The organism is Pseudomonas koreensis, from assembly GCF_024169245.1.
Taxonomy (GTDB): domain Bacteria; phylum Pseudomonadota; class Gammaproteobacteria; order Pseudomonadales; family Pseudomonadaceae; genus Aquipseudomonas; species Aquipseudomonas koreensis_F.
This window is the reverse complement of the sequence record NZ_JALJWP010000001.1, coordinates 814,859-837,681: the sequence shown is the minus strand read 5'-3', so window position 1 is coordinate 837,681 and position 22,823 is coordinate 814,859. Positions and strand designations below refer to the sequence as shown.

Genomic DNA, 22,823 nt, shown 5'->3' with positions numbered 1-22,823 from the left:
CGGGAGTTTTGCGGGGTATGTCGTTACATCAAAGTCAAAAGATCGTCCGAACGCGGCCCGAGCCTTCGGCAGCTCCTACAGGAAACGCATTCCAAAGTAGGAGCTGCCGAAGGCTGCGATCTTTTGCTCTTTCAAGAAAAAGCCCCGCACGGCGAGAACCGTGCGGGGCTTTCATGCAGCCAGGGTATTACAGGCCAGCGGCGGAACGCAGGGCGTCGGCGCGGTCGGTTTTTTCCCAGGTGAACGTGGTGAAGCTGTCTTCGCCAACGGTCTTGGTTTGCGGAGCACGACCGAAGTGGCCGTAGGCTGCGGTTTCCTGGTACATCGGGTGCAGCAGGTCGAGCATGGTGGTGATCGCGTATGGACGCAGGTCGAACACTTCACGCACCAGTTTGATGATCTTGTCATCGCTGATCTTGCCGGTGCCGAAGGTGTTCAGCGAGATCGAGGTAGGCTGAGCCACACCGATCGCGTAGGAAACCTGGATCTCGCAACGCTCGGCCAGGCCGGCCGCAACGATGTTCTTGGCCACGTAACGGCCAGCGTAGGCCGCCGAACGGTCAACCTTCGATGGATCCTTGCCGGAGAACGCGCCGCCGCCGTGACGAGCCATGCCGCCGTAGCTGTCGACGATGATCTTGCGGCCGGTCAGACCGCAGTCACCTACCGGGCCGCCAATGATGAACTGGCCGGTCGGGTTGATGTGGAACTGGGTGTCCTTGCTCAGCAGTTCGGCAGGCAGTACGTGCTTGACGATCAGCTCCATCACGCCTTCGCGCAGGTCCTTGTACGACACTTCCGGGTTGTGCTGGGTCGACAGAACAACCGCGTCGATACCGACAACCTTGCCGCCTTCATAACGGCAGGTCACTTGCGACTTGGCATCCGGACGCAGCCACGGCAGCAGGCCCGACTTGCGTGCTTCAGCCTGACGCTGCACCAGCTGGTGCGAGAAGGTGATCGGTGCTGGCATCAAAACGTCGGTTTCGTTGCTGGCGTAACCGAACATCAGGCCCTGGTCGCCGGCGCCCTGATCTTCAGGCTTGGCCCGGTCAACGCCCTGGTTGATGTCGGGGGACTGCTTGCCGATGATATTCATCACGCCGCAGGTGGCGCCGTCGAAGCCGACTTCGGAGCTGGTGTAGCCGATGTCGCAAATCACGTCACGAACGATCTGCTCCAGGTCGACCCAGGCGCTGGTGGTCACTTCACCGGCAACGATGGCCACGCCGGTCTTGACCAGGGTTTCCACGGCCACGCGAGCGTGTTTGTCCTGGGCAATAATGGCGTCCAGCACCGCATCGGAAATCTGGTCGGCGATTTTGTCCGGATGTCCTTCAGACACGGACTCGGAGGTGAAGAGGGAGTATTCGCTCATCTCGATGTTTTCCTGAATTTACCGATGGTGAGTGTCGCCAGCCGGTCGCTGAAAGTGGCGAACCTGGATCTGGAAACCATTACGTAAGCCTACATAGAGGCTTTCCCCGGGAACGAGTCCCGCAGCGGTGGCCCAACGGGCCAGATCGTCCTGTTCAAACCCCAACCAGAGATCACCGCAGGCCTCCCTGGCCCAACTCTGGTTGTGGCTACATAACTCTGTCACGAGCAGGCTACCGCCCGGTTGCAGCAGGTCGGCCATGTGCCTGAGCGCATCGGCCGGGGCGGCGAAATGGTGCAGGACCATGTTCAACACCACGCAATCGGCCCGAAGGCTTGTGCCGTTCAATGCATCGGCCAATTGCAGGCTGACGTTAGCCAGCTGTTCACGTTCGCACACCTGACGCGCCAGTTCGAGCATCGCCGGGCTGTTGTCCAGCGCGGTTACGGTGCCGAAGCGACGGGCCAGTTCCGGCAGAAAAGCACCATCGCCGGGGCCGACTTCAATGGCCGTGGCTGCACCATCGAAGTTCAGTTTGTCGAGCAGGGCCAGCACGCTGTCACGGTACTGCGGCAGGCCTGCGATCAAATCTTGCTGGGCGCGGAATTTCTCCGCGACCCGGGCGAAAAAGTCCTGGCTCGCCGCGGCACGTTGGCCGTGAACCTGTTCGATGCGCGCTTGCACCTCGTCAGGCAGATCCAGGTTGTCGACTTCTTCCAGCAATGCGGCGTGCAGCTTGCCGCCGAGCAAATCACTGTGAGGCAGGGCGCGACGATAGAAAATCGCATTGCCCTCACGGCGTGTCGCCACCAGATCGGCTTGTGCCAGCACCTTGAGGTGATGGCTCATGCCCGACTGGCCGATGCCGAAAATCTGCGCCAGCTCCAGCACGCCGAACGAATCGTTGGCCAGCGCGCGCAATACATTCAGCCGCAGCGGATCGCCGCCGGCCTTGCACAGGGCCGCCAGCTCGTCGCAATCGTCATGGCGAATGGAAGGCACGCGTAAGTTCATAGGGCTGGCAGTCTAGAGACGGGGGCAAGGCACCGCAAGGTCAATATCAAAAAGTTTTGATATTGCTCGATAAATGGCACTTCTCGGCGCACGGCAGTCTCTACAAACCAATAGCGGAAAGGTTTCACCAAGCGAAACCTGTGCTATCGATTGGAAAAACGCCTGCCGATGACTATCTGTCATTGCCCCGAGGCGCATGGGTGAGGGAAAATGCCCTCCTTTTTTCCGTTCCAGTCTATTCACACCCAGGAGATCAGCGATGCCTAGCCGTCGTGAGCGTGCCAACGCCATTCGTGCCCTCAGCATGGATGCCGTGCAAAAAGCCAACAGCGGCCATCCCGGTGCCCCTATGGGTATGGCAGATATTGCCGAAGTGCTGTGGCGCGACTACCTTAAGCACAACCCGAGCAACCCGTCTTTCGCCGACCGTGACCGCTTCGTGCTGTCCAACGGCCACGGCTCGATGTTGATCTACTCGCTGCTGCACCTGACCGGTTACGACCTGTCGATCGACGACCTCAAGCAATTCCGTCAACTGCACAGCCGCACTCCAGGCCACCCGGAATTCGGTTACACCCCGGGCGTCGAAACTACCACCGGCCCGCTGGGTCAGGGTCTGGCCAACGCTGTGGGCTTCGCCCTGGCGGAAAAAGTGCTGGGCGCGCAGTTCAACCGTCCCGGCCACGACATCGTCGATCACCACACCTACGTGTTCCTCGGTGATGGCTGCATGATGGAAGGCATTTCCCACGAAGTCGCCTCCCTGGCCGGCACGCTGGGCCTGGGCAAGCTGATTGCCTTCTACGATGACAACGGCATTTCCATCGACGGTGAAGTCGAAGGCTGGTTCACCGATGACACGCCGAAGCGTTTCGAAGCCTACAACTGGCAGGTGATCCGCAACGTCGACGGCCATGATCCGGAAGAGATCAAGACCGCCATCGAAACCGCGCGCAAGAGCGCCCAGCCGACACTGATCTGCTGCAAGACCACCATCGGTTTCGGTTCGCCGAACAAGCAGGGCAAGGAAGATTGCCACGGCGCCCCGTTGGGTGACGCGGAAATCGCCCTGACCCGTCAGGCGCTGAACTGGAACTACGGCCCGTTCGAAATTCCGGCCGAGATCTATGCCGAGTGGGACGCCAAAGAAGCTGGCCGCGCGGTCGAAGCCGAGTGGGATCAGCGTTTCGCCGCCTACTCCGCTGCGTTCCCGACCGAAGCCAACGAGCTGATCCGTCGTCTGAGCGGCGAACTGCCGGCCGACTTCTCGGAAAAAGCCTCGGCCTATATCGCCGAAGTCGCGGCCAAGGGCGAGACCATTGCCAGCCGCAAAGCCAGCCAGAACACCCTCAACGCCTTTGGTCCGCTGCTGCCGGAACTGCTGGGCGGCTCGGCTGACCTCGCCGGTTCCAACCTGACCCTGTGGAAAGGCTGCAAGGGCGTCAACGCAGAAGACGCCAGCGGCAACTACATGTACTACGGCGTGCGCGAATTCGGCATGACCGCGATCATGAACGGCGTCACCCTGCACGGCGGTCTGGTGCCTTACGGCGCGACCTTCCTGATGTTCATGGAATACGCGCGCAACGCCGTACGTATGTCGGCGCTGATGAAGAAACGCGTGATTCACGTCTACACCCATGACTCCATCGGTCTGGGCGAAGACGGCCCGACGCACCAGCCAATCGAGCAACTGACCAGCCTGCGCAGCACGCCGAACCTCGACACCTGGCGTCCAGCCGATGCCGTGGAATCGGCGGTGGCCTGGAAAAACGCTCTGGAGCGCAAGGACGGCCCGTCGGCGCTGATCTTCTCGCGGCAGAACCTGCAGCATCAGGAACGCGATGCTGGCCAGATCGCCAACATCAGCCGTGGTGGTTATGTGCTCAAGGACTGCGCAGGCGAGCCTGAGCTGATCCTGATCGCCACCGGTTCGGAAGTGGGTCTGGCCGTGCAGGCCTTCGACAAACTGACCGGGCAGGGCCGCAAGGTTCGCGTGGTATCGATGCCGTGCACCAGCGCGTTCGACGCTCAGGATGCGGAGTACAAGCAGTCGGTGCTGCCGTTGCAGGTCAGCGCGCGTATTGCCATCGAGGCGGCCCACGCCGACTTCTGGTTCAAGTACGTGGGTCTGGAAGGTCGCGTGATCGGCATGACCACCTACGGTGAGTCGGCGCCGGCTTCGGCACTGTTCGAAGAGTTCGGCTTTACCCTGGAAAACATCTTGGGTCAGGCTGAAGAGCTGCTGGAAGACTAAGCAGTACGAATGCGGTGGCCCTGGCCGCCGCGTTCCCCTGTAGGAGCTGCCGAAGGCTGCGATCTTTTGATCTTGATCTTAAAAAACAGGATCAAAAGATCGCAGCCTTCGGCAGCTCCTACATGGGGTTGTGTTGTTAGCGAATCTATCGAGAACCCCATGCCTCAACCGCATCCCTACAAAGTTGCACTCAACGGCTACGGCCGCATTGGTCGTTGCGTCTTGCGGGCGTTGTTCGAGCGCGGCGCTAAGGCCGGGTTTGAAATTGTCGCGATCAACGATCTTGCCGACATGGCCAGCATCGAATACCTGACACGCTTCGACTCCACCCACGGCCGTTTTCCGGGCGAAGTGCGGGTTGAGGGCGATTGTCTGCATATCAATGGCGACTGCGTGAAGGTCCTGCGCAGTGCCACCCCCGAAGGCATCGATTGGGCGTCGCTGGGCGTCGATCTGGTGCTCGAGTGCTCCGGCGCTTACCACACCCGTGCCGATGGCCAGCGGTTTCTCGATGCCGGCGCGCCGCGTGTGCTGTTCTCGCAGCCGATGGCCAGTGAAGCGGATGTCGACGCCACCATCGTCTACGGCGTCAATCAGGACTGCCTGACGGGCGACGAGCTGCTGGTGTCCAACGCCTCGTGCACCACCAACTGCGGCGTGCCGCTGCTGCGCCTGCTCGATCAGGCGATCGGTCTGGATTACGTGTCGATCACCACGATTCACTCGGCGATGAACGATCAGCCGGTGATCGACGCCTATCACCATGAAGACCTGCGCCGCACCCGTTCGGCGTTCCAGTCGGTGATCCCGGTGTCCACTGGTCTGGCACGCGGTATCGAGCGCCTGCTGCCGGAACTTGCCGGACGAATTCAGGCCAAAGCCGTGCGCGTGCCGACAGTCAACGTGTCCTGCCTCGACATCACGATGCAGACCGCCACGGCGACTGACGCCAACGAGGTCAACCGGATCCTGCGCGAAGCCGCCACCAGCGGCCCGCTCAAAGGCCTTCTGGCCTACACCGAGTTGCCGCACGCCAGCTGTGATTTCAACCATGACCCACATTCGGCCATCGTCGATGCCAGTCAGACCCGTGTTTCCGGTCCCAAACTGGTGAACATCCTGGCCTGGTTCGACAACGAGTGGGGTTTTGCCAACCGAATGCTGGACGTTGCAGATCACTATCTGCAAACAGCAACTTCAAAAAAACCGTAGGAAGTGCGACCCATGACCGTGTTGAAGATGTCCGACCTCGATCTGCAAGGTAAGCGCGTATTGATCCGCGAAGACCTCAACGTCCCCGTCAAGGACGGTGTTGTCACCAGCGACGCGCGCATCCTGGCTTCGCTGCCGACCATCAAGCTGGCCCTGGAAAAAGGCGCGGCAGTGATGGTCTGCTCGCACCTGGGCCGTCCTACCGAAGGCGAGTTCTCTGCCGAGAACAGCCTGAAACCTGTCGCCGACTACCTGAGCAAAGCGCTGGGCCGTGAAGTGCCGCTGGTGGCTGACTACCTCGGTGGCGTGGAGGTCAAGGCTGGCGATATCGTGCTGTTCGAAAACGTGCGCTTCAACAAGGGCGAGAAAAAGAACGCCGACGACCTGGCTCAGCAATACGCGGCCCTGTGCGACGTGTTCGTGATGGACGCTTTCGGTACTGCTCACCGCGCCGAAGGTTCGACGCATGGTGTAGCCAAGTTCGCCAAAGTCGCTGCCGCCGGCCCGCTGCTGGCCGCTGAACTGGACGCACTGGGCAAAGCCCTCGGCGCGCCGGCCAAACCGATGGCTGCCATCGTGGCCGGCTCCAAGGTGTCGACCAAACTCGACGTGCTGAACAGCCTGAGCCAGATCTGCGATCAACTGATCGTCGGCGGCGGCATCGCCAACACCTTCCTCGCCGCGGCTGGCCATCCGGTCGGCAAGTCGCTGTACGAACCGGACCTGCTCGACACCGCCCGTGAAATCGCGGCGAAAGTCAGCGTGCCGTTGCCGGTTGACGTCGTGGTCGCCAAGGAATTTGCCGAAAGCGCCGAAGCTACCGTCAAGCTGATCGCTGACGTTGCGGCTGACGACATGATTCTCGACATCGGCCCGCAAACCGCAGCCAACTTCGCCGAGTTGCTGAAGTCGTCGAAAACCATTCTGTGGAACGGCCCGGTCGGCGTGTTCGAGTTCGATCAGTTCGGCAACGGCACCAAAGTGCTCGCCCAGGCCATCGCTGAAAGCTCGGCATTCTCGATTGCTGGCGGCGGCGACACCCTGGCGGCGATCGATAAATATGGCGTGGCTGAGCAAATCTCCTACATTTCCACCGGTGGTGGCGCGTTCCTCGAATTCGTCGAGGGCAAGGTGCTGCCAGCCGTTGAAGTCCTGGAAACCCGGGCCAAGGCCTGAGGCCGCCCGTTTGGCCAGGCAAAGGAGTGTTTTCATGGTCAAGTCGTTAGCGCTGTTGTTGCTGAGCGGTACGCTGGCGGCCTGCGGGGGTAACCCGAAGGCCGAAGCGACGCCTGCACCGAGCGAGCCGCAGAAGGGCTGTTATCAGGCCGACTGGCAGGCCGAAACCAACCCGGTGCTAAATAAGCGCTCGGGCCCGGACGGTCTGGACAAATACGAGACGCAAACCCCGGCCAAGGAACATGGTTGTCCTTGACGGGTCTGACTCTTTAACTCAGGGCTGGCGGCGTGTGTCGTCAGTCGAGGAACACGGATGAAAGGCTTGATCGCCATTGCGGCGCTGGCATTGTTGGGCGGTTGCGCGCAGTTGAACCTGTTTCAGTCGTCGGCCCCGGCGGACAACTGGACAACCTGGACCTGCGACAGCCAGGCCAAGGTGTTGTGGCGTTACGCCGATGCCGGCCAAAAGGAAGTCGACGTTCGTCTCGGCGGCGGTGATCAGGTCTATCGCCTGAAAGAAGAGCCGGGCGCCTCGGGCACGCTGTACAGCGATGGCATGCTGGCGTTTCACGTCAAGGGTGACGAAGGCCTGGTGTACTGGGTCGCCACCAATGACCTGATAGGCCGTGGATGCAAAGCCGAGTAATTGCAACACCGCAGGCCCATTGTAGGAGTGAGCCTGCTCGCGATAGCGGTATGACAGTCGCTGCAATCTTGACTGCAAGATAGCTATCGCGAGCAGGCTCACTCCTACAGGGGATCTGTGTAGTTCTCAGGATTATGCTTTATCGAATCACCAGACCGGGCCTCAATCCCCGATCTGCATTAACTTGAATAGCCGCCGCCGCTCCGGCAGGCTGGCACGATCAACGACCCTCAACCGGGAGAGACACACACAATGGCACTTATCAGCATGCGCCAGATGCTGGACCACGCAGCCGAGTTCGGCTACGGCGTTCCAGCTTTCAACGTCAACAACCTTGAGCAGATGCGCGCGATCATGGAAGCCGCTGACAAGACTGACTCCCCGGTGATCGTCCAGGCTTCGGCCGGCGCTCGCAAATACGCCGGCGCGCCATTCCTGCGTCACCTGATCCTCGCCGCGATCGAAGAATTCCCGCACATCCCGGTGTGCATGCACCAGGACCACGGCACCAGCCCTGACGTTTGCCAGCGCTCGATTCAACTGGGCTTCAGCTCGGTGATGATGGATGGCTCGCTGGGCGAAGACGGCAAGACCCCGACCGACTACGACTACAACGTCCGCGTTACCCAACAAACTGTGGCCATGGCTCATGCCTGCGGCGTTTCGGTAGAAGGCGAGCTGGGCTGCCTGGGTTCGCTGGAAACCGGCATGGCCGGTGAAGAAGACGGCATCGGCGCTGAAGGCGTTCTGGATCACAGCCAGATGCTGACCGACCCGGAAGAAGCCGCTGACTTCGTCAAGCGCACCCAGGTCGACGCCCTGGCGATCGCCATCGGCACCAGCCACGGCGCCTACAAATTCACCAAGCCACCGACCGGTGACGTGCTGGCGATCGACCGCATCAAGGAAATCCACAAGCGCATCCCGAACACTCACCTGGTGATGCACGGTTCGTCCTCCGTGCCACAAGAGTGGCTGGCGATCATCAACCAGTACGGCGGCGACATCAAAGAAACCTACGGCGTCCCGGTTGAAGAAATCGTCGAAGGCATCAAGCACGGCGTGCGCAAGGTCAACATCGACACCGACCTGCGCCTGGCATCCACCGGTGCCATGCGCCGCCTGATGGCCACCAACCCGAGCGAATTCGACCCACGTAAATTCTTCGGTGCCACCGTGACTGCGATGCGTGACGTGTGTATCGCTCGTTATGAAGCGTTCGGTACTGCCGGTAATGCTTCGAAGATCAAACCGATTTCGCTGGAAGCGATGTACCAGCGTTATCTGAAGGGTGAGCTGAACGCGAAGGTCAACTGATTCATTACAGTTCTAAGTGGTAATAAAAAACCCGTCGTGAGACGGGTTTTTTACGCTTTAGGACGAGATCATTTTTTTGTAAATTCGATGTTGTAGGTTTTACCCACATTCGGCCCCCCGCGGTCTACATGAACTGTGCCCTCCAAGCGGGAATAGTTTCTATCAGGCGATCGCAAGCTGATGGTGTGTACGTTGTGTTCCCCGCTGTTTACTTCCGCTCGAAGATTAAAGGATACAGGGGATTCATCTGTCAGGTTCGCATAAGCGAAAAAGCCAGTTACTGTCCAGTTCATACCGTAATACTGCATGCTGGCTTGACTAATGTTGCCCTTCTCCGGATCCGATGCTGTGATTGTGAGGGATGCTTCATTGCTCGCGCCGCTATCGAATACGCGACCATTGTAAATTCCGTTCGGGTTAACTTGGCCCATGAAGTTTCTCCTTCATTGTGGTGATGAGTGGTGAAAAGACGAGTTTCCCCTTCCCTTTTTATATTGCCGAAGTGAGGTTATGGAGTTGCACACATTTCGTCACCTGTCAGAGTTGACAGGTATTTAGGCCTTTTTGCGATGAGTTTTATACTTAAAGGAAATATGGAAGTGTAGTGGTCAACAGATTTCGGATACCTCGAGAAGTAATTCGACGCCATCGCCCGCTGGTAACCTCTGAGGGAAACCCGGTCATCAGATGGGGTTTCAGATTTTTCTGCACTTGAATGAGCGCAGTAAATTGGCGGGGAATAGCAGATCAGCGGAGAGTTTGGCTATTAAAGGTGTTAAGTATATGTCTTCTTGATATAAAAACCTGTCAGATATGACAGGTGTGCCGGTCCAGTCGAAACACTAATCTTTGAATTCATTTATTTTGTAGGACGAAGAAATGAAAATCGAACTGGAAGTTGATAAACGAGTTGCGGGTGACCTTAATATCACTTACAAACATCCAGAGTATGGTTCTCACCCGCTTAATCTTAAAAATGAAGGTTTGTACTCTGACAAAGAGTTTTTCTATCTTAATCCCAAGTATAGGACTTTCGGAGGTCACGAATATTATATGGGAGTTAAGTTTAAAAAAGATCTCGTCGCTGGTGAGGAATACAAACTAGAGGGGAATGATCATGGTCCAATTTGGGCTCATTTAGAATTTGATTGGGTAAGCGGTGATAAAAATGCGAGTGGTACTTTTCGTTTGACCAAAGGCGGAGACCGTCCAAAAGGGGTCTTTAATCTATCTGAGGAAGGAGTCTTTTCCGTAAAAGGCGATTTTGAGTTCTAGGAAACCGCGGCTGACATCGGTCTGATGCAGCACGGCAGACTCATATAGTCTGCCGTTTTATCGGTTTTTATGATCTGTTAGTGCGTGCCAGGAGATTTATTTGTCGTGATCGATGTCGAGTTTGGAGAAGGTCACCTGCCCACCCTCACTGGTGTACCCGGTGTTGTCCTGCACATACACCCCGGCCTTGAAGTACAACGGCTTGTCCCGCCACGTCGCGCTGATCTGTGAATCCCACTGATAACCCGCTGCACTCACACCCAACGCGCCGCCGGGGCTGAGGTGGATCAGGTAGTTGAATTCGCGATCGAGCTTGATACCTGTGGCGAGGGTAATGACACGGCTTTCTTCGTCATCGGGGCGCATGCGCACCTTGATCACCAGATTGCCCGCCTGGGTTTTCTCTTTGTACTGATATTCGAGCTTGACCATCGGCCGCTGGCTTTCATAGGCGTGAATCTGGCCGATGACGATCTTGCCGGAGCTGGGCACCTTGTTCACCGTGAGGGTGGCGCGCAGCAGGTTGTCGGCGTCCGGGTAGTACCAGTTGCGCAGGGTGCCATTGCTGTAGGTCTCGCGCAGTTCGGTACGCGGGTAGATGGCGTTTTCGGTTTTTGACCCGGTTACCGGGGACCAGAAGAACAAGGTCCCGGTATCGGAATGGAAGTATTGATCCTTGAAGCCATTCACCAGTTTTTCGGTTTCGACAGTGTAGGGCGGGCTGCCAACGGGAACGCTGAGGTTCCAGGTTGCGAGATCGATCATGTCGGTTCTTCCACTCGGTTCATCCTGAACGCGGGTGCCAGAAGCTCTAGCCCGCGCCTTTTCGGGGCGCCTTTATAAGCGTAGCGGCAATTTTTGTTAATGCCCGTCTGGCGGATGATTGACGTCAACATCCTGTCGAAGTGCCATCCTGCCCGGTTTTCGGGGGCTGTAGAGTCGACCGTTAGTCGGCTCGGCGGAACATTGGCCAACTGATGGCGCGACGACAGCTTCTGCTTTGCGGCATCCGCGACTAGAGTGAAGGCTCAGTACGTCTACAGTTTTGCCGGCCACCGGTCCCGATAAGAGAAGCAGCATGGAATGCGCGCAACCCCAGCCAGGTGAAGGCAGCTCGGTCCTTTTGATCGTCGATGATTACCCCGAAAACCTGATCAGCATGCGCGCATTGTTGCAGCGTCAGGATTGGCAGGTGATGACGGCCGCCTCCGGTTTCGAGGCGCTCAACCTTTTACTCAAGCACGATATCGATCTGGTCCTGCTCGATGTGCAGATGCCCGGCATGGACGGTTTCGAGGTCGCGCGGCTGATGCGCGGCAGTCAGCGCACACGGCTGACGCCGATCATCTTCCTCACCGCCAACGAGCAGTCCCAGGATGCCGTGATCAAGGGCTATGCCAGCGGTGCGGTGGATTACCTGTTCAAACCGTTCGACCCACAAATTCTCAAGCCCAAGGTCCAGGCGTTGCTCGAACACCAGCGCAATCGCCGGGCGCTGCAGCGCTTGAGTCATGACCTGGAAGTGGCGCGCGCCTTCAATGCTTCCGTGCTGGACAACGCTGCCGAGGGCATTCTGGTGCTGAGCGAGGACGGTGTGATCCGCTTTGCCAACCCGGCGATTTCGCGGCTGCTCAATGCGCCGGTCAAAGAGCTGGAAGGCAAGGAATTTCTCGATTTCCTGCAGAAGCCGCACATTCCGTTGTGGGCCGATTCCGAGTTTTATGCCGGTTATCAACGTGGCGAGACCCTGCGTCTGCATGATGCGTTATTGCGCACGGCGCCCGGGCAGCAAGTGCCGGTGGCGTTGTCCTGTGCGCCGCTGTCCTCAGAGCAGCACGCGATGGTAGTGACTGTGCTGGACATGTCAGTGGTGCGTCACTTGCACCAGCAACTGGAGTTTCAGGCGGTGACCGATCCGCTGACCGGACTGCTCAACCGGCGGGGTTTCTACCAGACCGTGGAAAACCTGCTGTTGCGCGGCGAACGCAGCGACAGTAGCTGGGTGCTGCTTTATCTCGATCTCGACGGTTTCAAGCGGGTCAACGATTCCCTCGGCCATGACGCCGGCGATCGCGTGTTGCGCTGGGTTTCCGAGCAGTTGAAGGCGTGTCTGCGGCCGTTCGATATCCTGGCGCGCATGGGCGGCGATGAATTCACTGCGCTGCTGGATCTGGAATTTCCCGAGCAAGCGGCGAAGATTGCCGAGAAGCTCATCGAGCGGGTATCGGTCTGTCAGCAGATCGAAGGTCTCGATATTGTCCTTGGCGCCAGTATCGGTATCGCCACCTATCCCGACTGTGGGCGCAATCTCGACGGTTTGCTGCGCGCCTCGGACATTGCCATGTACGAAGCCAAGCGCGCCGGGCGTCAGCAATATCGCTTCTACGACCCTGAAATGAATGGCCGCGCCCGCTCACGCCTGATGCTGGAAGACAGCGTGCGCGAGGCCATCGAAAATCGCGATTTCAATCTGGTCTATCAGCCGCAGGTAGCGATCGGTAGCGGGCAGACTCGGGGGTTCGAAGCGTTGCTGCGCTGGCAGCATCCGAGTGTCGGCGATGTGCCGCCGGGGCTGTTTCTGCCGTTGCTGGAAGAGGCGCGCTTGATCAGTCGCCTTGGCAGCTGGATCTATCACCATGGCGCCGGCCAGCGCAAAGCCTGGGAATCGCTATTCGGTGACGATCTGGTGCTCGGGGTGAGCCTGAGCAACACCCAGTTCGGCCTGCCGAACCTGGTCACTGAGCTGCGCCAGGTCATAGAGCGACATGCCTTGGAGCCCCGGCAACTGGAAGTTGAAATCACCGAAGACGCGCTGATGCAGAACCCGGACGAAACCCGCAAACAACTGCGCCTGCTGCGCCATCTCGGGGTGCGCGTGGCGCTGGATGATTTCGGTTCAGGGCCGTGTTCGCTGGCGCATCTGCGCGATCTGGAGCTGGACACACTGAAACTCGACCGCCAGCTGATTGCGCGTCTGCCGGGCTCGCCCCGCGACGCGTCGCTGGTGCGGATGGTGATCGATCTGTGCAAGCAATACGGTCTCTTGGTGATCGCCGAAGGGGTGGAAACCCTTGAGCAATATCAGTGGCTGCAAGCCCATGGCTGCGAGTATGTACAGGGCTTCCTCGTCGCACGGCCGCTGACGGCCGAGGATGCGATCCGCTTCGCCGAGCCGTTCGACTGGAGCGCGCTGCCTGGCTGAATTCGCTACACTGGCGCACCATTTTCCGAGCCGTGTCGCCGTCCATGACTGTGTTGAAGTACCTCCAGGCCTACCCCGAGCGTTTGCAGGATCAGGTGCGCCAACTGATCGCCGAAGGGCGCCTCGGTGATTACCTGGATCAACGTTATTCGGGCCGGCATGACGTGCAAAGCGACAAAGCGTTGTATAGCTACGCACTGGATCTGAAACAGCAGTACATGCGCAACGCTCCGGCCATCGACAAGGTGCTGTTCGACAACCGCCTCGACCTCACTCACCGTGCCCTCGGTCTGCACACCACGGTCTCGCGGGTGCAGGGCGGCAAGCTCAAGGCCAACAAGGAAATTCGCATCGCTTCGCTGTTCAAGGACGCCGCGCCGGACTTTCTGAAGATGATCGTGGTGCACGAGCTGGCGCACTTCAAGGAATCGGATCACAACAAGGCGTTCTACAAATTGTGCGAGCACATGCTGCCGGGGTATCACCAGATCGAGTTCGATCTGCGCGTGTACCTGACGTGGCGGGATATGCAGTAAGAATCAAAAGATCGCAGCCTTCGGCAGCTCCTACAGTTGGAATGCGATCTTCTGTAGGAGCTGCCGAAGGTTCGGGCCGCGTTCGGACGATCTTTTAACGTTGGGAGTGTTTAGATGGACGTAAGCAAGACCAAAAGCAGTTTCTACCGCCGATTGTATGTGGCCCATCTGATCGACAGTGGCCTGGCGCCCAGCGTGCCGGCGCTGACCGAAGTCACCGGCATGCCCCGGCGCACGGCGCAGGACACCATCGCCGCGCTGGCCGATCTGGATATCGTTTGTGAATTCGAGCAGGAAGAGGGCGCGCGCAATCATGCGGGGCGCTACCGGATTCGTGATTGGGGGGCGATTGATCGGGGGTGGATCGAGCGGAATTTGCGGCAGATAAAAGCGGTGCTGGAATACCCCTGATTCCTGCGGCGACGTTCCTGACGCCTTCGCGAGCAAGCTCGCTCCCACATTTGGAATACATTCTCCTGTGGGAGCGAGCTTGCTCGCGAAGGGGTCTTCAGGCGCGACGCATCCCGATGTGCGGAATGCCATCCTCGAGATATTCCTCACCCGCCACTGCAAATCCGTATCTGCCGTAATACCCCTGCAAATGCGCCTGCGCCGACAGATAGATCGGCACCTGCGGCCAGTGCTTCCCGGCCTGTTTCAATGCCTGTTCCATCATCGCGTGCCCCAGCCCCTTGCCACGCCCGACAGGGGCGGTGATCACGCGGCCGATCACCACGTCGCCGCCCTGGGATTCGGGATCGAGCAGGCGCAGGTAAGCCATCAACTGATCGTTTTCCCAGCCCATCAGATGGTAGGTATCGCCTTCCAGATCCTGACCGTCGAGGTCCGGATAGGCGCATTTCTGTTCGACCACGAACACGTCAGAGCGCAATTTCAACAGTGCATACAATTGCTCTTTGCCCAGATCGCTGTGATGTTTGCAGATCCACTCGATTGTCATTTTTCGATTCCTTGAACACGTCGCCCGATACTAAGCGCACCCGCTGCGGATGTCTGTATGGCGTATCAGTCTGTGACAAAGGTCAAAATGCCATCATTCCTTTCTCGCGGCGCCCAAGACTTTGTGTAATCTGCTGAAGGGCACTGCGTACTGGCTCCCATGAGCTAATGTTCAATGCTTGGGTTTTGCCGGTAAGGGGCCTTGGATTTTGACGTGAAACCACGTCGGGCGGTTGCCCGCTGAGGATGTTCAAGCATGCTGCGATTGCTTCAAGCCGTTGCTTTGATCGGACTGCTGGTGCTGGGCCAGGATGCTGCAGCGCAGAAGCTGCGGCTGGCGTTCGATAACTGGCCGCCGTTTACCGACGATGCGCTGGTCAACGGAGGACTGGCCACCGACATTGTCAGCACCGCACTGGCGCGCGCCGGTTACGCCAGCGGTTACGAGCAAGTGCCATGGGCGCGGGCGTTGCTGGGGGTCGGCGAGGGACGTTACGACGTGCTGGTCAACGCCTGGTACAACGACGAACGCACGCAGATCGGCCAGTTTTCCGCCGAGTACCTGATCAACCGCATCCGGTTCCTCAAGCGCAAAGACGCACCCATCGACTACAGCAACCTTGAACAACTGCACACCTTCCCGATTGCGGTGGTGCGCGGGTATGCCTATTCCGCACCGTTCGATGCCGACACAGCGATGCAGAAAGTCCCTGTGCACAACTTCGCCATGGGCGTGCGCATGCTCGCGGCGGACCGGGTCAAGCTGACGCTGGAAGACGAATACGTGGCGAAATATTACCTGGCGCGGGAATCGGCCAAGGTGCGCAATTCGGTCGAGTTTCTACCCAAGCCGTTGAGTGAGAACAGCCTGCACATATTGGTCAGCCTGAAGAATCCGCAGCATGAGCAAATTGTGGCCGGGTTTGATCGGGCGATTGCAGCGATGAAGGCTGACGGGACCTACGAGAAGTTATTGCGGCGGCATGGAATGTGAGGGCTGAGCTGGAATTATTGTGGGGCTGATGGCCCTATCGCGAGCAGGCTCACTCCTACAGTTGGAATGCGTTCCCTTGTAGGAGTGAGCCTGCTCGCGATGACGCCCTGTCAGCCAGCGCTGATTTCACTGGTGTCCTTGATCAGATGCGCCGCCAACGTGCGCAACGGCCCCAACTGCCGGCAAATCAGCGCCAACTGCGTCTGCACCAGCCGCTGCCCCTCATCAATCTCGTCCGGCATCTGCTCCAGCTCGTTGGCCAGCGCTTCTTCTTCATCACTCTGAATCGCAATCGGCTGCTTGCTCGCCAGGCCTTGGGCGATTTCGTCGATGCTGCTCGCCAGTTTCACCCCGGCGCCTTCGATCAGATGCTCCCGCACCTCCGCTGGCAACTGTGTTTCACGGTGCGCGCCGAGCCCTGACAAATAGCTGAGCAACGTGTGCGACAGCACCAGGAAACGGAAGCCAACGTCCGCTTCCTTTCGGAAATGCCCCGGCTCCATGAGCATGTTCGCCAGTGTCGTCGACAGCGCCGCGTCAGCGTTATGGGCGTTGCGTCGGGCGAGGCGATAGGCGAGGTCGTCGCTCTTGCCGGCGGCGTATTGCTGCATGATCTGGCGCAGGTAGATGCTGTTGCAGGTCAGGGTGTTGGCCAGCACTTTGTTCAGGCGTCGGCCCTGCCAGTCCGGCAGAAACAGGAACACCGCAAGTCCGGCGATCAGACTGCCCAGCAGGGTATCGAACAGCCGTGGCAGAAACAGCCCGTAGCCATCGCCGACCTGATTGAAGCAGAACAGCACCATGATGGTGATCGCCGCCGTCGCCAGGGTGTAGCGTGTGGTGCGGTTGGTGAAGAACACCACCCCGGCGGCGATGGCGAAGCACGACTGCACCACCGGGTTGGGGAACAGATCGAACAGCGCCCACGCCACCGTGAGGCCGATGGCCGTGCCGATGATCCGCTGACCGAGTTTGCGCCGTGTGGCGCCGTAGTTCGGCTGGCAGACGAACAGCGTGGTTAGGATGATCCAGTAGCCTTGCGACGGGTGAATCAGGTGCACCATGCCGTAGCCGATGCTCAGGGCCAGCGGCAAGCGCAGGGCATGGCGGAACAGCAGCGAGGTGGGCGTCAGTTGCGTGCGCAGGCGAATCCACACGTCCTTGAGATTGCGCGGTGAACGGTCGAGCAGGCTGCTGTCGGTGGCATCGGCCAAGGCGTCGGGATTACTTGCGTCGCTAAGCAGGCGGTCGAGGGTGCCGAGGTTGGCTGCCAGTGCGCGCAGCGAACGCAGCAGGCCGCGCCATGCCGGGTTGCTCTGGATGCGCAAGTGTTCGAGGGAGGCGTGGAGGTCGTTCAGGGCTTCGGCGAAACTGGCGTCGTAAATGAACGGCTGGCGCATCTGGATCGATTCGGCCAACGCCCGGCAGGCCTTGCCTTGCTGACGCAGCAGGCGCTGGCAGCGGAACAGCACGTCGCTGTGGAAAAACGCTTCGGCCAGTGCGTTATAAGGGTAGTGCGAAGAGCTGGCGCGTTCGTGGATGTCCTGCGCGAGGAAGTACAGCTTGAGATAACGGCTGACTTTCGAGCCCGGCCGACCGTTGCCGACCCGGTGCAGGATGATTTCCTTGGCGGTGTTGAGTGCGGCGACCACCCGGCCGTTCTGCTGCGCCAGTTCGAGGCGGCGGGCCTCGACGTCCATCTGCCGGATCGGCTCGAACAACGAGGATTTCAGCTTCAGATACAGGCCCAGTTCACGGAACAATCGTGCCAGGCTTTGCTGCACCGGTTGATTGGAAAACAGCGCCTGCCATAGCACCGACAGCAGACCGTACCACGCCGCGCCGGCGACCAGCAGCATCGGTTCGTGCCAGAAATCGGTAACCGCGCCGCCGCGCTGATCGACGCCGATCATCGTGTACACGGAGAGAATCAGCGTCGCCGAGGCGATCGCGCCGTAACGCTCGCCCAGCGCGCCGAGCATGGTCAGGCTGAAACTGGCCAGCGCCAGGGCCACGGCAAAAATGATCGGGTAGGGAAAGAGCAATTCCACCGACAGCGCGGCGATGCTGAAACACACCAGCGTCACCGCGAGGGCGTTGAGGCGGCCCTGCCAACTGTCGTCGGTTTCGGCCAGGGCGCTGGCGATGATGCCGAGGAACAACGGGATCAGCAGGCCCATTTCATCCTGATGCCAACACAGCGCCATACTGCCGGTCAGGGCGATGAATACCCGCACGCTGTAACTGAATTTATCCAGCGCCCACAGGCGCCGCAAAGACTGACGAAACGAGGTCGAGGACATGAAGTGCGATGGCCTTCCGAGGCGATGCCGCTAAATTGAGCCAGTAATGACGCCGACGCAATGGCGCCGAGCACATCTGACAGCAAAAAGTGTTCCTTTTACTTACACCACAAACCACTGTGGGAGCGAGCCTGCTCGCGAAAGCGGAGTGTCATTCAACAGATATGTCGACTGATATACCGCATTCGCGAGCAGGCTCGCTCCCACAGTTGTGATTTGTGTTGGATCAGACGTACTGCGCAGCGGCGTAACCGGAGGCCCAGGCCCATTGGAAGTTGAATCCGCCCAGATGCCCGGTGACGTCAAGCACTTCACCAATGAAATACAGGCCCGGGCTTTTCAGCGATTCCATGGTCTTGGACGACACTTCGCGGGTATCGACGCCACCGAGTGTAACCTCGGCGGTGCGATAGCCTTCAGTCCCCGCCGGCACTACCTTCCAGCTGCCGAGCTTTTCGGCAATATCCGCCAGTTCAGCGTGGGTGTACTGCTTCATCGGTTTGGAGACAAACCAGTTGTCCGCCAGCAGATTGGCCATCTTCTTGGTGAAGATTTCGCCAAGCAAAGTTTTCAGTTCGCTGTTCGGGCGTTCGGCGACCTGCTGTTGCAGCCAGATCGCCGCGTCGTGGTCCGGCAGCAGGTTGATCTCTACCGTGTCACCGGGTTCCCAGAACGAGGAAATCTGCAGGATCGCCGGGCCGCTGAGGCCACGGTGAGTGAACAGGATGTTCTCGCGAAAGCTCTGCTCGTTGCAGCTGACCAGACAATCCACCGAGGTGCCGGATAGCTCCGTGCACAAATCCTTGAGCTGATCGGTGATGGTGAATGGCACCAGCCCGGCGCGAGTCGGCAGCAGTTCATGGCCGAACTGCTTGGCGACCTGATAACCGAAACCGGTAGCACCCAGAGTCGGGATGGACAGGCCGCCGGTGGCGATCACCAACGATTGGCATTGGACCTGGCCGAGGGTGGTGTCGAGCAGGTAGCCGCTGTCGACTTTCTCGATGGTCTGGATCGAGGTGTCCAGATGCAGATCGACGCCGGCCTGATCGCATTCATCAAGGAGCAGGCCGAGGATGTCGCTGGATTTGTTATCGCAGAACAGTTGGCCGAGTTTCTTCTCGTGGTAGGGCACGGCGTGTTTGCCGACCAGACCGATGAAATCCCACTGGGTGTAACGCGCCAGCGCGGATTTGCAGAAATGCGGATTCTGCGAAAGGAAATTGCCCGGTTCGGTGTACATGTTGGTGAAATTGCAGCGACCACCGCCGGACATGAGGATTTTCTTGCCGGCCTTGTTCGCGTGGTCGAGCAGCAATACCTGACGCCCGCGCCCGGCGGCAGTCAGGGCACACATCAAGCCGGCCGCGCCAGCGCCAATGATCACGACTTCGGTAGAGCGCAAAACGGTGTCCTCACACAATGATCGTTCCCACGCTCTGCGTGGGAATGCCGCCATGGACGCTCTGCGTCCGTTGTTATGTGACGCGGAGCGTCACGGGATGCATTCCCACGCAGAGCGTGGGAACGATCAGGTCAGAGAATGCGTACGCGCAACGAGCGGCCCTTGATCTTGCCGTCATTCAAGCGCTGCAAGGCCTGCATGGCCACGGTGCGCTCGACAGCGACATAGGCCTGGAAATCGAAGATCGCAATCTTGCCAACCTGCGCGCCGGGAATGCCCGCTTCGCCAGTCAATGCGCCAAGAATGTCGCCCGGACGCACCTTGTCTTTACGGCCAGCGCCGATGCACAGGGTGGTCATCGGCGGTTGCAGCGGCGCCAGGCCCTGAGACTTGAGGTTGTCGATCTGATCCCAGTTCAGCGGCGCCTTCTGCAGTTGTTCGATGGCTTGCGCGCGGTGTGCTTCGGACGGCGCGACCAGACTGATGGCAATGCCTTTCTCGCCCGCGCGACCGGTACGGCCGACGCGGTGGATGTGGATTTCCGAATCCCGCGCCAGCTCGACGTTGATTACCATGTCCAGTGCATCGATATCCAGACCACGGGCCGCGACGTCGGTGGCGACCAGTACGGAGGTGCTGCGGTTGGCGAACATCGCCAGCACCTGATCGCGGTCACGCTGTTCCAGATCGCCGTGCAGGCCGACGGCGGAAATGCCTTTGGCGGTCAGGTGATCGACGGTTTCCTGCACTTGCTGCTTGGTGAAGCAGAACGCCACGCAGGACGCCGGACGGAAGTGGTGCAGGACTTTGGTCACCGCGCTCATGCGCTCTTCCGGGGAGATCTCGTAGAAGCGCTGCTCGATCTGCGTGTCGTCGTGGAAGGCTTCGGCCTTGACGGTCTGCGGATCGCGCATGAATTTCGATGCCAGTTGCTTGATGCCCACCGGGTAGGTCGCGGAGAACAGCAGAGTCTGGCGGCGCTCGGGGGTCTTGATGATGATGTCTTCGATGGCGTCGTAGAAACCCATGTCGAGCATGCGGTCCGCTTCGTCGAGGATCAGCGTGTTCAGGCCGTCGAGCACCAGCGAACCCTTGCGCAAATGCTGCTGAATGCGTCCCGGGGTGCCGACGATGATGTGCGCGCCGTGCTCGAGCGAAGCGATCTGCGGGCCGAACGACACGCCACCGCAGAGGGTCAGGACCTTGATGTTGTCTTCGGCACGGGCCAGACGACGGACTTCCTTGGCCACCTGGTCGGCCAGCTCGCGGGTCGGGCAGATCACCAGCGCCTGGCAACCGAAGTAGCGCGGATTGATCGGGTTGAGCAGGCCGATGCCGAACGCGGCGGTCTTGCCGCTGCCGGTCTTGGCCTGGGCGATCAGGTCCATCCCCTTGAGGATCACCGGCAAGCTCTGCGCCTGGATCGGCGTCATCTGGGCATAACCGAGTGATTCGAGGTTAGCCAGCATGGCGGCGGACAGCGGCAGAGTATTAAAAGCGGTGGCGATGGTGGTCACGGGACTGGCCTGCAAAACAAAATGTCGCGCAGTGTAGCAGCCCCGTGCCGGTTTCCTCGACAGTTCTGGACGAACAGCGATTAATGTTCGATGTGCTCCTGCGGCCGTTTCGCCCGGCGTCCGTCTTCTTTCGACAGCTGCGAAAAAATCGTCGCGGCCAGCATCGCCATCACCCCGACCGTGACGAAGGTCAGCTGGAAGGCGCCGAGCACGGTTTCCACACCATCGTTGCCGACCTTCGCAGTGAAGCCGCCAAGCAGCGCGCCGGCGCAGGCCACCCCGAGGCTCAGCGACAACTGCGCCACCACCGACAGCAGACTGTTGCCGCTGCTGGCGCTGGCATCGTCGAGGTCGATCAGGGTTACGGTGTTCATCGCGGTGAATTGCAGCGAGTTGATCGCCCCCAGCACCGCCAGCAGGCACAACAGCAGCCAGTACGGCGTCTGCTCACTGACCAGGCCCATGCTCGCCAGCATGATCCCCAGCGCCAGGGTGTTGCCGGTGAGGACGATGCGATAGCCGAGCCGTTCGATCAGCGGCCGCGCGACCCACTTGGCGACCATCGCCGCAGCGGCCAGCGGCAACATGCTCATCCCGGCTTGCGAAGGCGAATAGCCCAACGCGACTTGCAGCAACAACGGCACCAGAAACGGCAGGGCGCCGCTGCCCAGGCGCGCAAACAGGTTGCCGAGAATGCCGACGGCGAAGGTGCGGGTCTTGAACAGCGACGGCGCGAACAACGGGTTTTCGATGTGCCCGGCGCGCAGCCAGTACGCCGCCAGACAGGCCATGCCGGCGAACAGCAGCAACATCACCCGCAGATGCGGCAGATGCAATTCGCCAAGGCCTTCCATGGCAATGGTGATGAGGATCATCGCCGCGCCGAACAGCAGAAAGCCGAGGCTATCGAAGCGCGTGCGCTCGGTGCCGCGCAGGTCGGGAATGAATTTCCACACTGCATAACAACCGATCACCCCGACCGGCAGATTGATCAGAAAGATCCAGTGCCACGTCAGGTATTCCACCATCCAGCCGCCCATGGTCGGTCCGATCAGCGGACCGAGCAGGCCGGGAATGGTGATGAAACCCATGATCCGCACCAGTTCCGAGCGCGGGTAGGCACGCAGCACCACCAGCCGCCCGACCGGCAGCATCAGCGCACCACCGAGGCCCTGTATCACCCGTGCACCGATGAGCATGCTCAGGCTGCTGGACAAGGCGCAGAGCAATGAGCCGAAGCTGAACAGCAGGATCGCGCCGAAGAAGATTTTCTTGGTGCCGAAGCGGTCGGCGATCCAGCCTGACGCCGGGATCAGCAGGGCCACCGTGAGCATGTAGGCAATGATCACGCCCTGCATGCGCAACGGGTCTTCGGCCAGATCGCTGGCCATGGCCGGCAGCGCGGTATTGAGGATGGTCCCGTCGAGGGACTGCATGAAGAACGCAATGGCGACGACCCACGGCAACCAGCGGGCGGTGATGGCGTCGAGAGGCGGGCGGTTGGGCATGGAACCTCGTGTGGTTAGTGCATTTCGGAGTCGAGCGCAGTCAGTGTGGGAGCGAGCCTGCTCGCGAAGAGGCCATTTCATTCGACATTGATGTCGATTGATCTACCGCTTTCGCGAGCAGGC

General features: G+C 59.7%; 20 protein-coding genes. 11 read left to right on the top strand and 9 right to left on the bottom strand.

Annotation, left to right across the window (positions count from 1 at the left end):
* Positions 1-187: 187 nt before the first annotated feature.
* Both metK and J2Y90_RS03875 read right to left on the bottom strand, forming a co-directional pair.
* A complete protein-coding gene (gene metK, locus J2Y90_RS03880; RefSeq protein ID WP_024014624.1) occupies positions 188-1,378 on the bottom strand; it encodes a methionine adenosyltransferase in 1,191 nt (396 codons plus the stop codon).
* Positions 1,379-1,396: 18 nt separating this feature from the next.
* Positions 1,397-2,392 carry an ArsR/SmtB family transcription factor gene (locus tag J2Y90_RS03875; RefSeq protein WP_253496692.1) on the bottom strand — a complete coding sequence of 332 codons (996 nt, stop codon included), beginning with the start codon at positions 2,390-2,392 and terminating at the stop codon, positions 1,397-1,399.
* Positions 2,393-2,651: 259 nt separating this feature from the next.
* Between J2Y90_RS03875 and tkt the strand changes: the two genes are divergently transcribed.
* From tkt to fba, 6 genes are all read left to right on the top strand, one after another.
* Complete coding sequence (gene tkt, locus J2Y90_RS03870; protein WP_253496689.1) at positions 2,652-4,649, top strand: transketolase; 1,998 nt, start codon at positions 2,652-2,654, stop codon at positions 4,647-4,649.
* 159 nt (positions 4,650-4,808) lie between these two features.
* Positions 4,809-5,861, top strand: coding sequence for an erythrose-4-phosphate dehydrogenase (gene epd, locus J2Y90_RS03865; RefSeq protein ID WP_253496686.1), 1,053 nt, complete (start codon positions 4,809-4,811; stop codon positions 5,859-5,861).
* A 12-nt stretch (positions 5,862-5,873) separates the two neighbouring features.
* The gene (locus tag J2Y90_RS03860) at positions 5,874-7,037 is read left to right on the top strand and encodes a phosphoglycerate kinase (protein WP_083353739.1); all 1,164 of its coding nucleotides are present in this window, start codon (positions 5,874-5,876) and stop codon (positions 7,035-7,037) included.
* Between the two features lie 34 nt (positions 7,038-7,071).
* Complete coding sequence (locus J2Y90_RS03855; protein WP_253496682.1) at positions 7,072-7,293, top strand: hypothetical protein; 222 nt, start codon at positions 7,072-7,074, stop codon at positions 7,291-7,293.
* Between the two features lie 57 nt (positions 7,294-7,350).
* Positions 7,351-7,683: an MliC family protein gene (locus tag J2Y90_RS03850; protein WP_093097536.1), complete on the top strand. Its 333-nt coding sequence runs from the start codon at positions 7,351-7,353 to the stop codon at positions 7,681-7,683.
* 252 nt (positions 7,684-7,935) lie between these two features.
* Entirely contained in the window at positions 7,936-9,000 is a 1,065-nt protein-coding gene (fba, locus tag J2Y90_RS03845; protein WP_008081027.1) for a class II fructose-bisphosphate aldolase, read from the top strand.
* A gap of 68 nt (positions 9,001-9,068) precedes the next feature.
* Here fba and J2Y90_RS03840 read toward each other — a convergent pair whose 3' ends face one another.
* Positions 9,069-9,431, bottom strand: coding sequence for a hypothetical protein (locus tag J2Y90_RS03840; RefSeq protein WP_253496679.1), 363 nt, complete (start codon positions 9,429-9,431; stop codon positions 9,069-9,071).
* Between the two features lie 448 nt (positions 9,432-9,879).
* Here J2Y90_RS03840 and J2Y90_RS03835 point away from each other — a divergent pair, with 448 nt between their 5' ends.
* The gene (locus J2Y90_RS03835) at positions 9,880-10,275 is read left to right on the top strand and encodes a hypothetical protein (RefSeq protein WP_064365342.1); all 396 of its coding nucleotides are present in this window, start codon (positions 9,880-9,882) and stop codon (positions 10,273-10,275) included.
* Between the two features lie 96 nt (positions 10,276-10,371).
* Here the strand turns inward: J2Y90_RS03835 and J2Y90_RS03830 are convergent, their stop codons facing one another.
* Positions 10,372-11,040, bottom strand: coding sequence for a polysaccharide lyase family 7 protein (locus J2Y90_RS03830; protein WP_253496677.1), 669 nt, complete (start codon positions 11,038-11,040; stop codon positions 10,372-10,374).
* A gap of 313 nt (positions 11,041-11,353) precedes the next feature.
* Here J2Y90_RS03830 and J2Y90_RS03825 point away from each other — a divergent pair, with 313 nt between their 5' ends.
* The 3 genes from J2Y90_RS03825 (at position 11,354) to J2Y90_RS03815 (ending at position 14,424) form a co-directional block, all read left to right on the top strand.
* Positions 11,354-13,477, top strand: a complete 2,124-nt coding sequence (locus tag J2Y90_RS03825) for a putative bifunctional diguanylate cyclase/phosphodiesterase (RefSeq protein WP_253496674.1) — start codon at positions 11,354-11,356, stop codon at positions 13,475-13,477.
* A 44-nt stretch (positions 13,478-13,521) separates the two neighbouring features.
* Entirely contained in the window at positions 13,522-14,013 is a 492-nt protein-coding gene (locus tag J2Y90_RS03820; RefSeq protein ID WP_042606612.1) for a M48 metallopeptidase family protein, read from the top strand.
* A 114-nt stretch (positions 14,014-14,127) separates the two neighbouring features.
* Positions 14,128-14,424 carry a winged helix-turn-helix domain-containing protein gene (locus J2Y90_RS03815; protein WP_253496671.1) on the top strand — a complete coding sequence of 99 codons (297 nt, stop codon included), beginning with the start codon at positions 14,128-14,130 and terminating at the stop codon, positions 14,422-14,424.
* Positions 14,425-14,521: 97 nt separating this feature from the next.
* On the opposite strand, the gene J2Y90_RS03810 is transcribed toward J2Y90_RS03815, so the two are convergent.
* Positions 14,522-14,974 (bottom strand): GNAT family N-acetyltransferase, encoded by a 453-nt coding sequence (locus tag J2Y90_RS03810; protein WP_253496668.1) that lies wholly within the window; start codon positions 14,972-14,974, stop codon positions 14,522-14,524.
* Positions 14,975-15,229: 255 nt separating this feature from the next.
* Between J2Y90_RS03810 and J2Y90_RS03805 the strand changes: the two genes are divergently transcribed.
* Positions 15,230-15,967, top strand: coding sequence for a substrate-binding periplasmic protein (locus J2Y90_RS03805; protein WP_253496665.1), 738 nt, complete (start codon positions 15,230-15,232; stop codon positions 15,965-15,967).
* A gap of 110 nt (positions 15,968-16,077) precedes the next feature.
* On the opposite strand, the gene yccS is transcribed toward J2Y90_RS03805, so the two are convergent.
* The 4 genes from yccS to mdtD all read right to left on the bottom strand — a co-directional run bounded on the left by yccS (position 16,078) and on the right by mdtD (position 22,781).
* Positions 16,078-18,270, bottom strand: coding sequence for a YccS family putative transporter (gene yccS / locus J2Y90_RS03800; protein WP_253496662.1), 2,193 nt, complete (start codon positions 18,268-18,270; stop codon positions 16,078-16,080).
* A 226-nt stretch (positions 18,271-18,496) separates the two neighbouring features.
* Positions 18,497-19,675 (bottom strand): NAD(P)/FAD-dependent oxidoreductase, encoded by a 1,179-nt coding sequence (locus J2Y90_RS03795; RefSeq protein ID WP_253496659.1) that lies wholly within the window; start codon positions 19,673-19,675, stop codon positions 18,497-18,499.
* Between the two features lie 131 nt (positions 19,676-19,806).
* Positions 19,807-21,192: an ATP-dependent RNA helicase DbpA gene (gene dbpA, locus J2Y90_RS03790; protein ID WP_024014613.1), complete on the bottom strand. Its 1,386-nt coding sequence runs from the start codon at positions 21,190-21,192 to the stop codon at positions 19,807-19,809.
* Positions 21,193-21,272: 80 nt separating this feature from the next.
* The gene (gene mdtD / locus J2Y90_RS03785; RefSeq protein ID WP_429460796.1) at positions 21,273-22,781 is read right to left on the bottom strand and encodes a multidrug transporter subunit MdtD; all 1,509 of its coding nucleotides are present in this window, start codon (positions 22,779-22,781) and stop codon (positions 21,273-21,275) included.
* Between the last annotated feature and the right edge of the window lie 42 nt (positions 22,782-22,823).

Bases quoted from the DNA above. Each gene is read 5' to 3' on its own strand.
- J2Y90_RS03855 (WP_253496682.1), top strand. From the start codon at position 7,072: ATGGTCAAGTCGTTAGCGCTGTTGTTGCTGAGCGGTACGCTGGCGGCC.
- mdtD (WP_429460796.1), bottom strand. From the start codon at position 22,781: ATGAAATGGCCTCTTCGCGAGCAGGCTCGCTCCCACACTGACTGCGCT.
- J2Y90_RS03805 (WP_253496665.1), top strand. From the start codon at position 15,230: ATGCTGCGATTGCTTCAAGCCGTTGCTTTGATCGGACTGCTGGTGCTG.
- J2Y90_RS03820 (WP_042606612.1), top strand. From the start codon at position 13,522: ATGACTGTGTTGAAGTACCTCCAGGCCTACCCCGAGCGTTTGCAGGAT.
- J2Y90_RS03810 (WP_253496668.1), bottom strand. From the start codon at position 14,974: ATGACAATCGAGTGGATCTGCAAACATCACAGCGATCTGGGCAAAGAG.
- J2Y90_RS03875 (WP_253496692.1), bottom strand. From the start codon at position 2,392: ATGAACTTACGCGTGCCTTCCATTCGCCATGACGATTGCGACGAGCTG.
- metK (WP_024014624.1), bottom strand. From the start codon at position 1,378: ATGAGCGAATACTCCCTCTTCACCTCCGAGTCCGTGTCTGAAGGACAT.
- J2Y90_RS03860 (WP_083353739.1), top strand. From the start codon at position 5,874: ATGACCGTGTTGAAGATGTCCGACCTCGATCTGCAAGGTAAGCGCGTA.
- tkt (WP_253496689.1), top strand. From the start codon at position 2,652: ATGCCTAGCCGTCGTGAGCGTGCCAACGCCATTCGTGCCCTCAGCATG.
- J2Y90_RS03830 (WP_253496677.1), bottom strand. From the start codon at position 11,040: ATGATCGATCTCGCAACCTGGAACCTCAGCGTTCCCGTTGGCAGCCCG.
- J2Y90_RS03850 (WP_093097536.1), top strand. From the start codon at position 7,351: ATGAAAGGCTTGATCGCCATTGCGGCGCTGGCATTGTTGGGCGGTTGC.
- J2Y90_RS03815 (WP_253496671.1), top strand. From the start codon at position 14,128: ATGGACGTAAGCAAGACCAAAAGCAGTTTCTACCGCCGATTGTATGTG.
- epd (WP_253496686.1), top strand. From the start codon at position 4,809: ATGCCTCAACCGCATCCCTACAAAGTTGCACTCAACGGCTACGGCCGC.
- J2Y90_RS03825 (WP_253496674.1), top strand. From the start codon at position 11,354: ATGGAATGCGCGCAACCCCAGCCAGGTGAAGGCAGCTCGGTCCTTTTG.
- J2Y90_RS03840 (WP_253496679.1), bottom strand. From the start codon at position 9,431: ATGGGCCAAGTTAACCCGAACGGAATTTACAATGGTCGCGTATTCGAT.
- J2Y90_RS03835 (WP_064365342.1), top strand. From the start codon at position 9,880: ATGAAAATCGAACTGGAAGTTGATAAACGAGTTGCGGGTGACCTTAAT.
- fba (WP_008081027.1), top strand. From the start codon at position 7,936: ATGGCACTTATCAGCATGCGCCAGATGCTGGACCACGCAGCCGAGTTC.
- yccS (WP_253496662.1), bottom strand. From the start codon at position 18,270: ATGTCCTCGACCTCGTTTCGTCAGTCTTTGCGGCGCCTGTGGGCGCTG.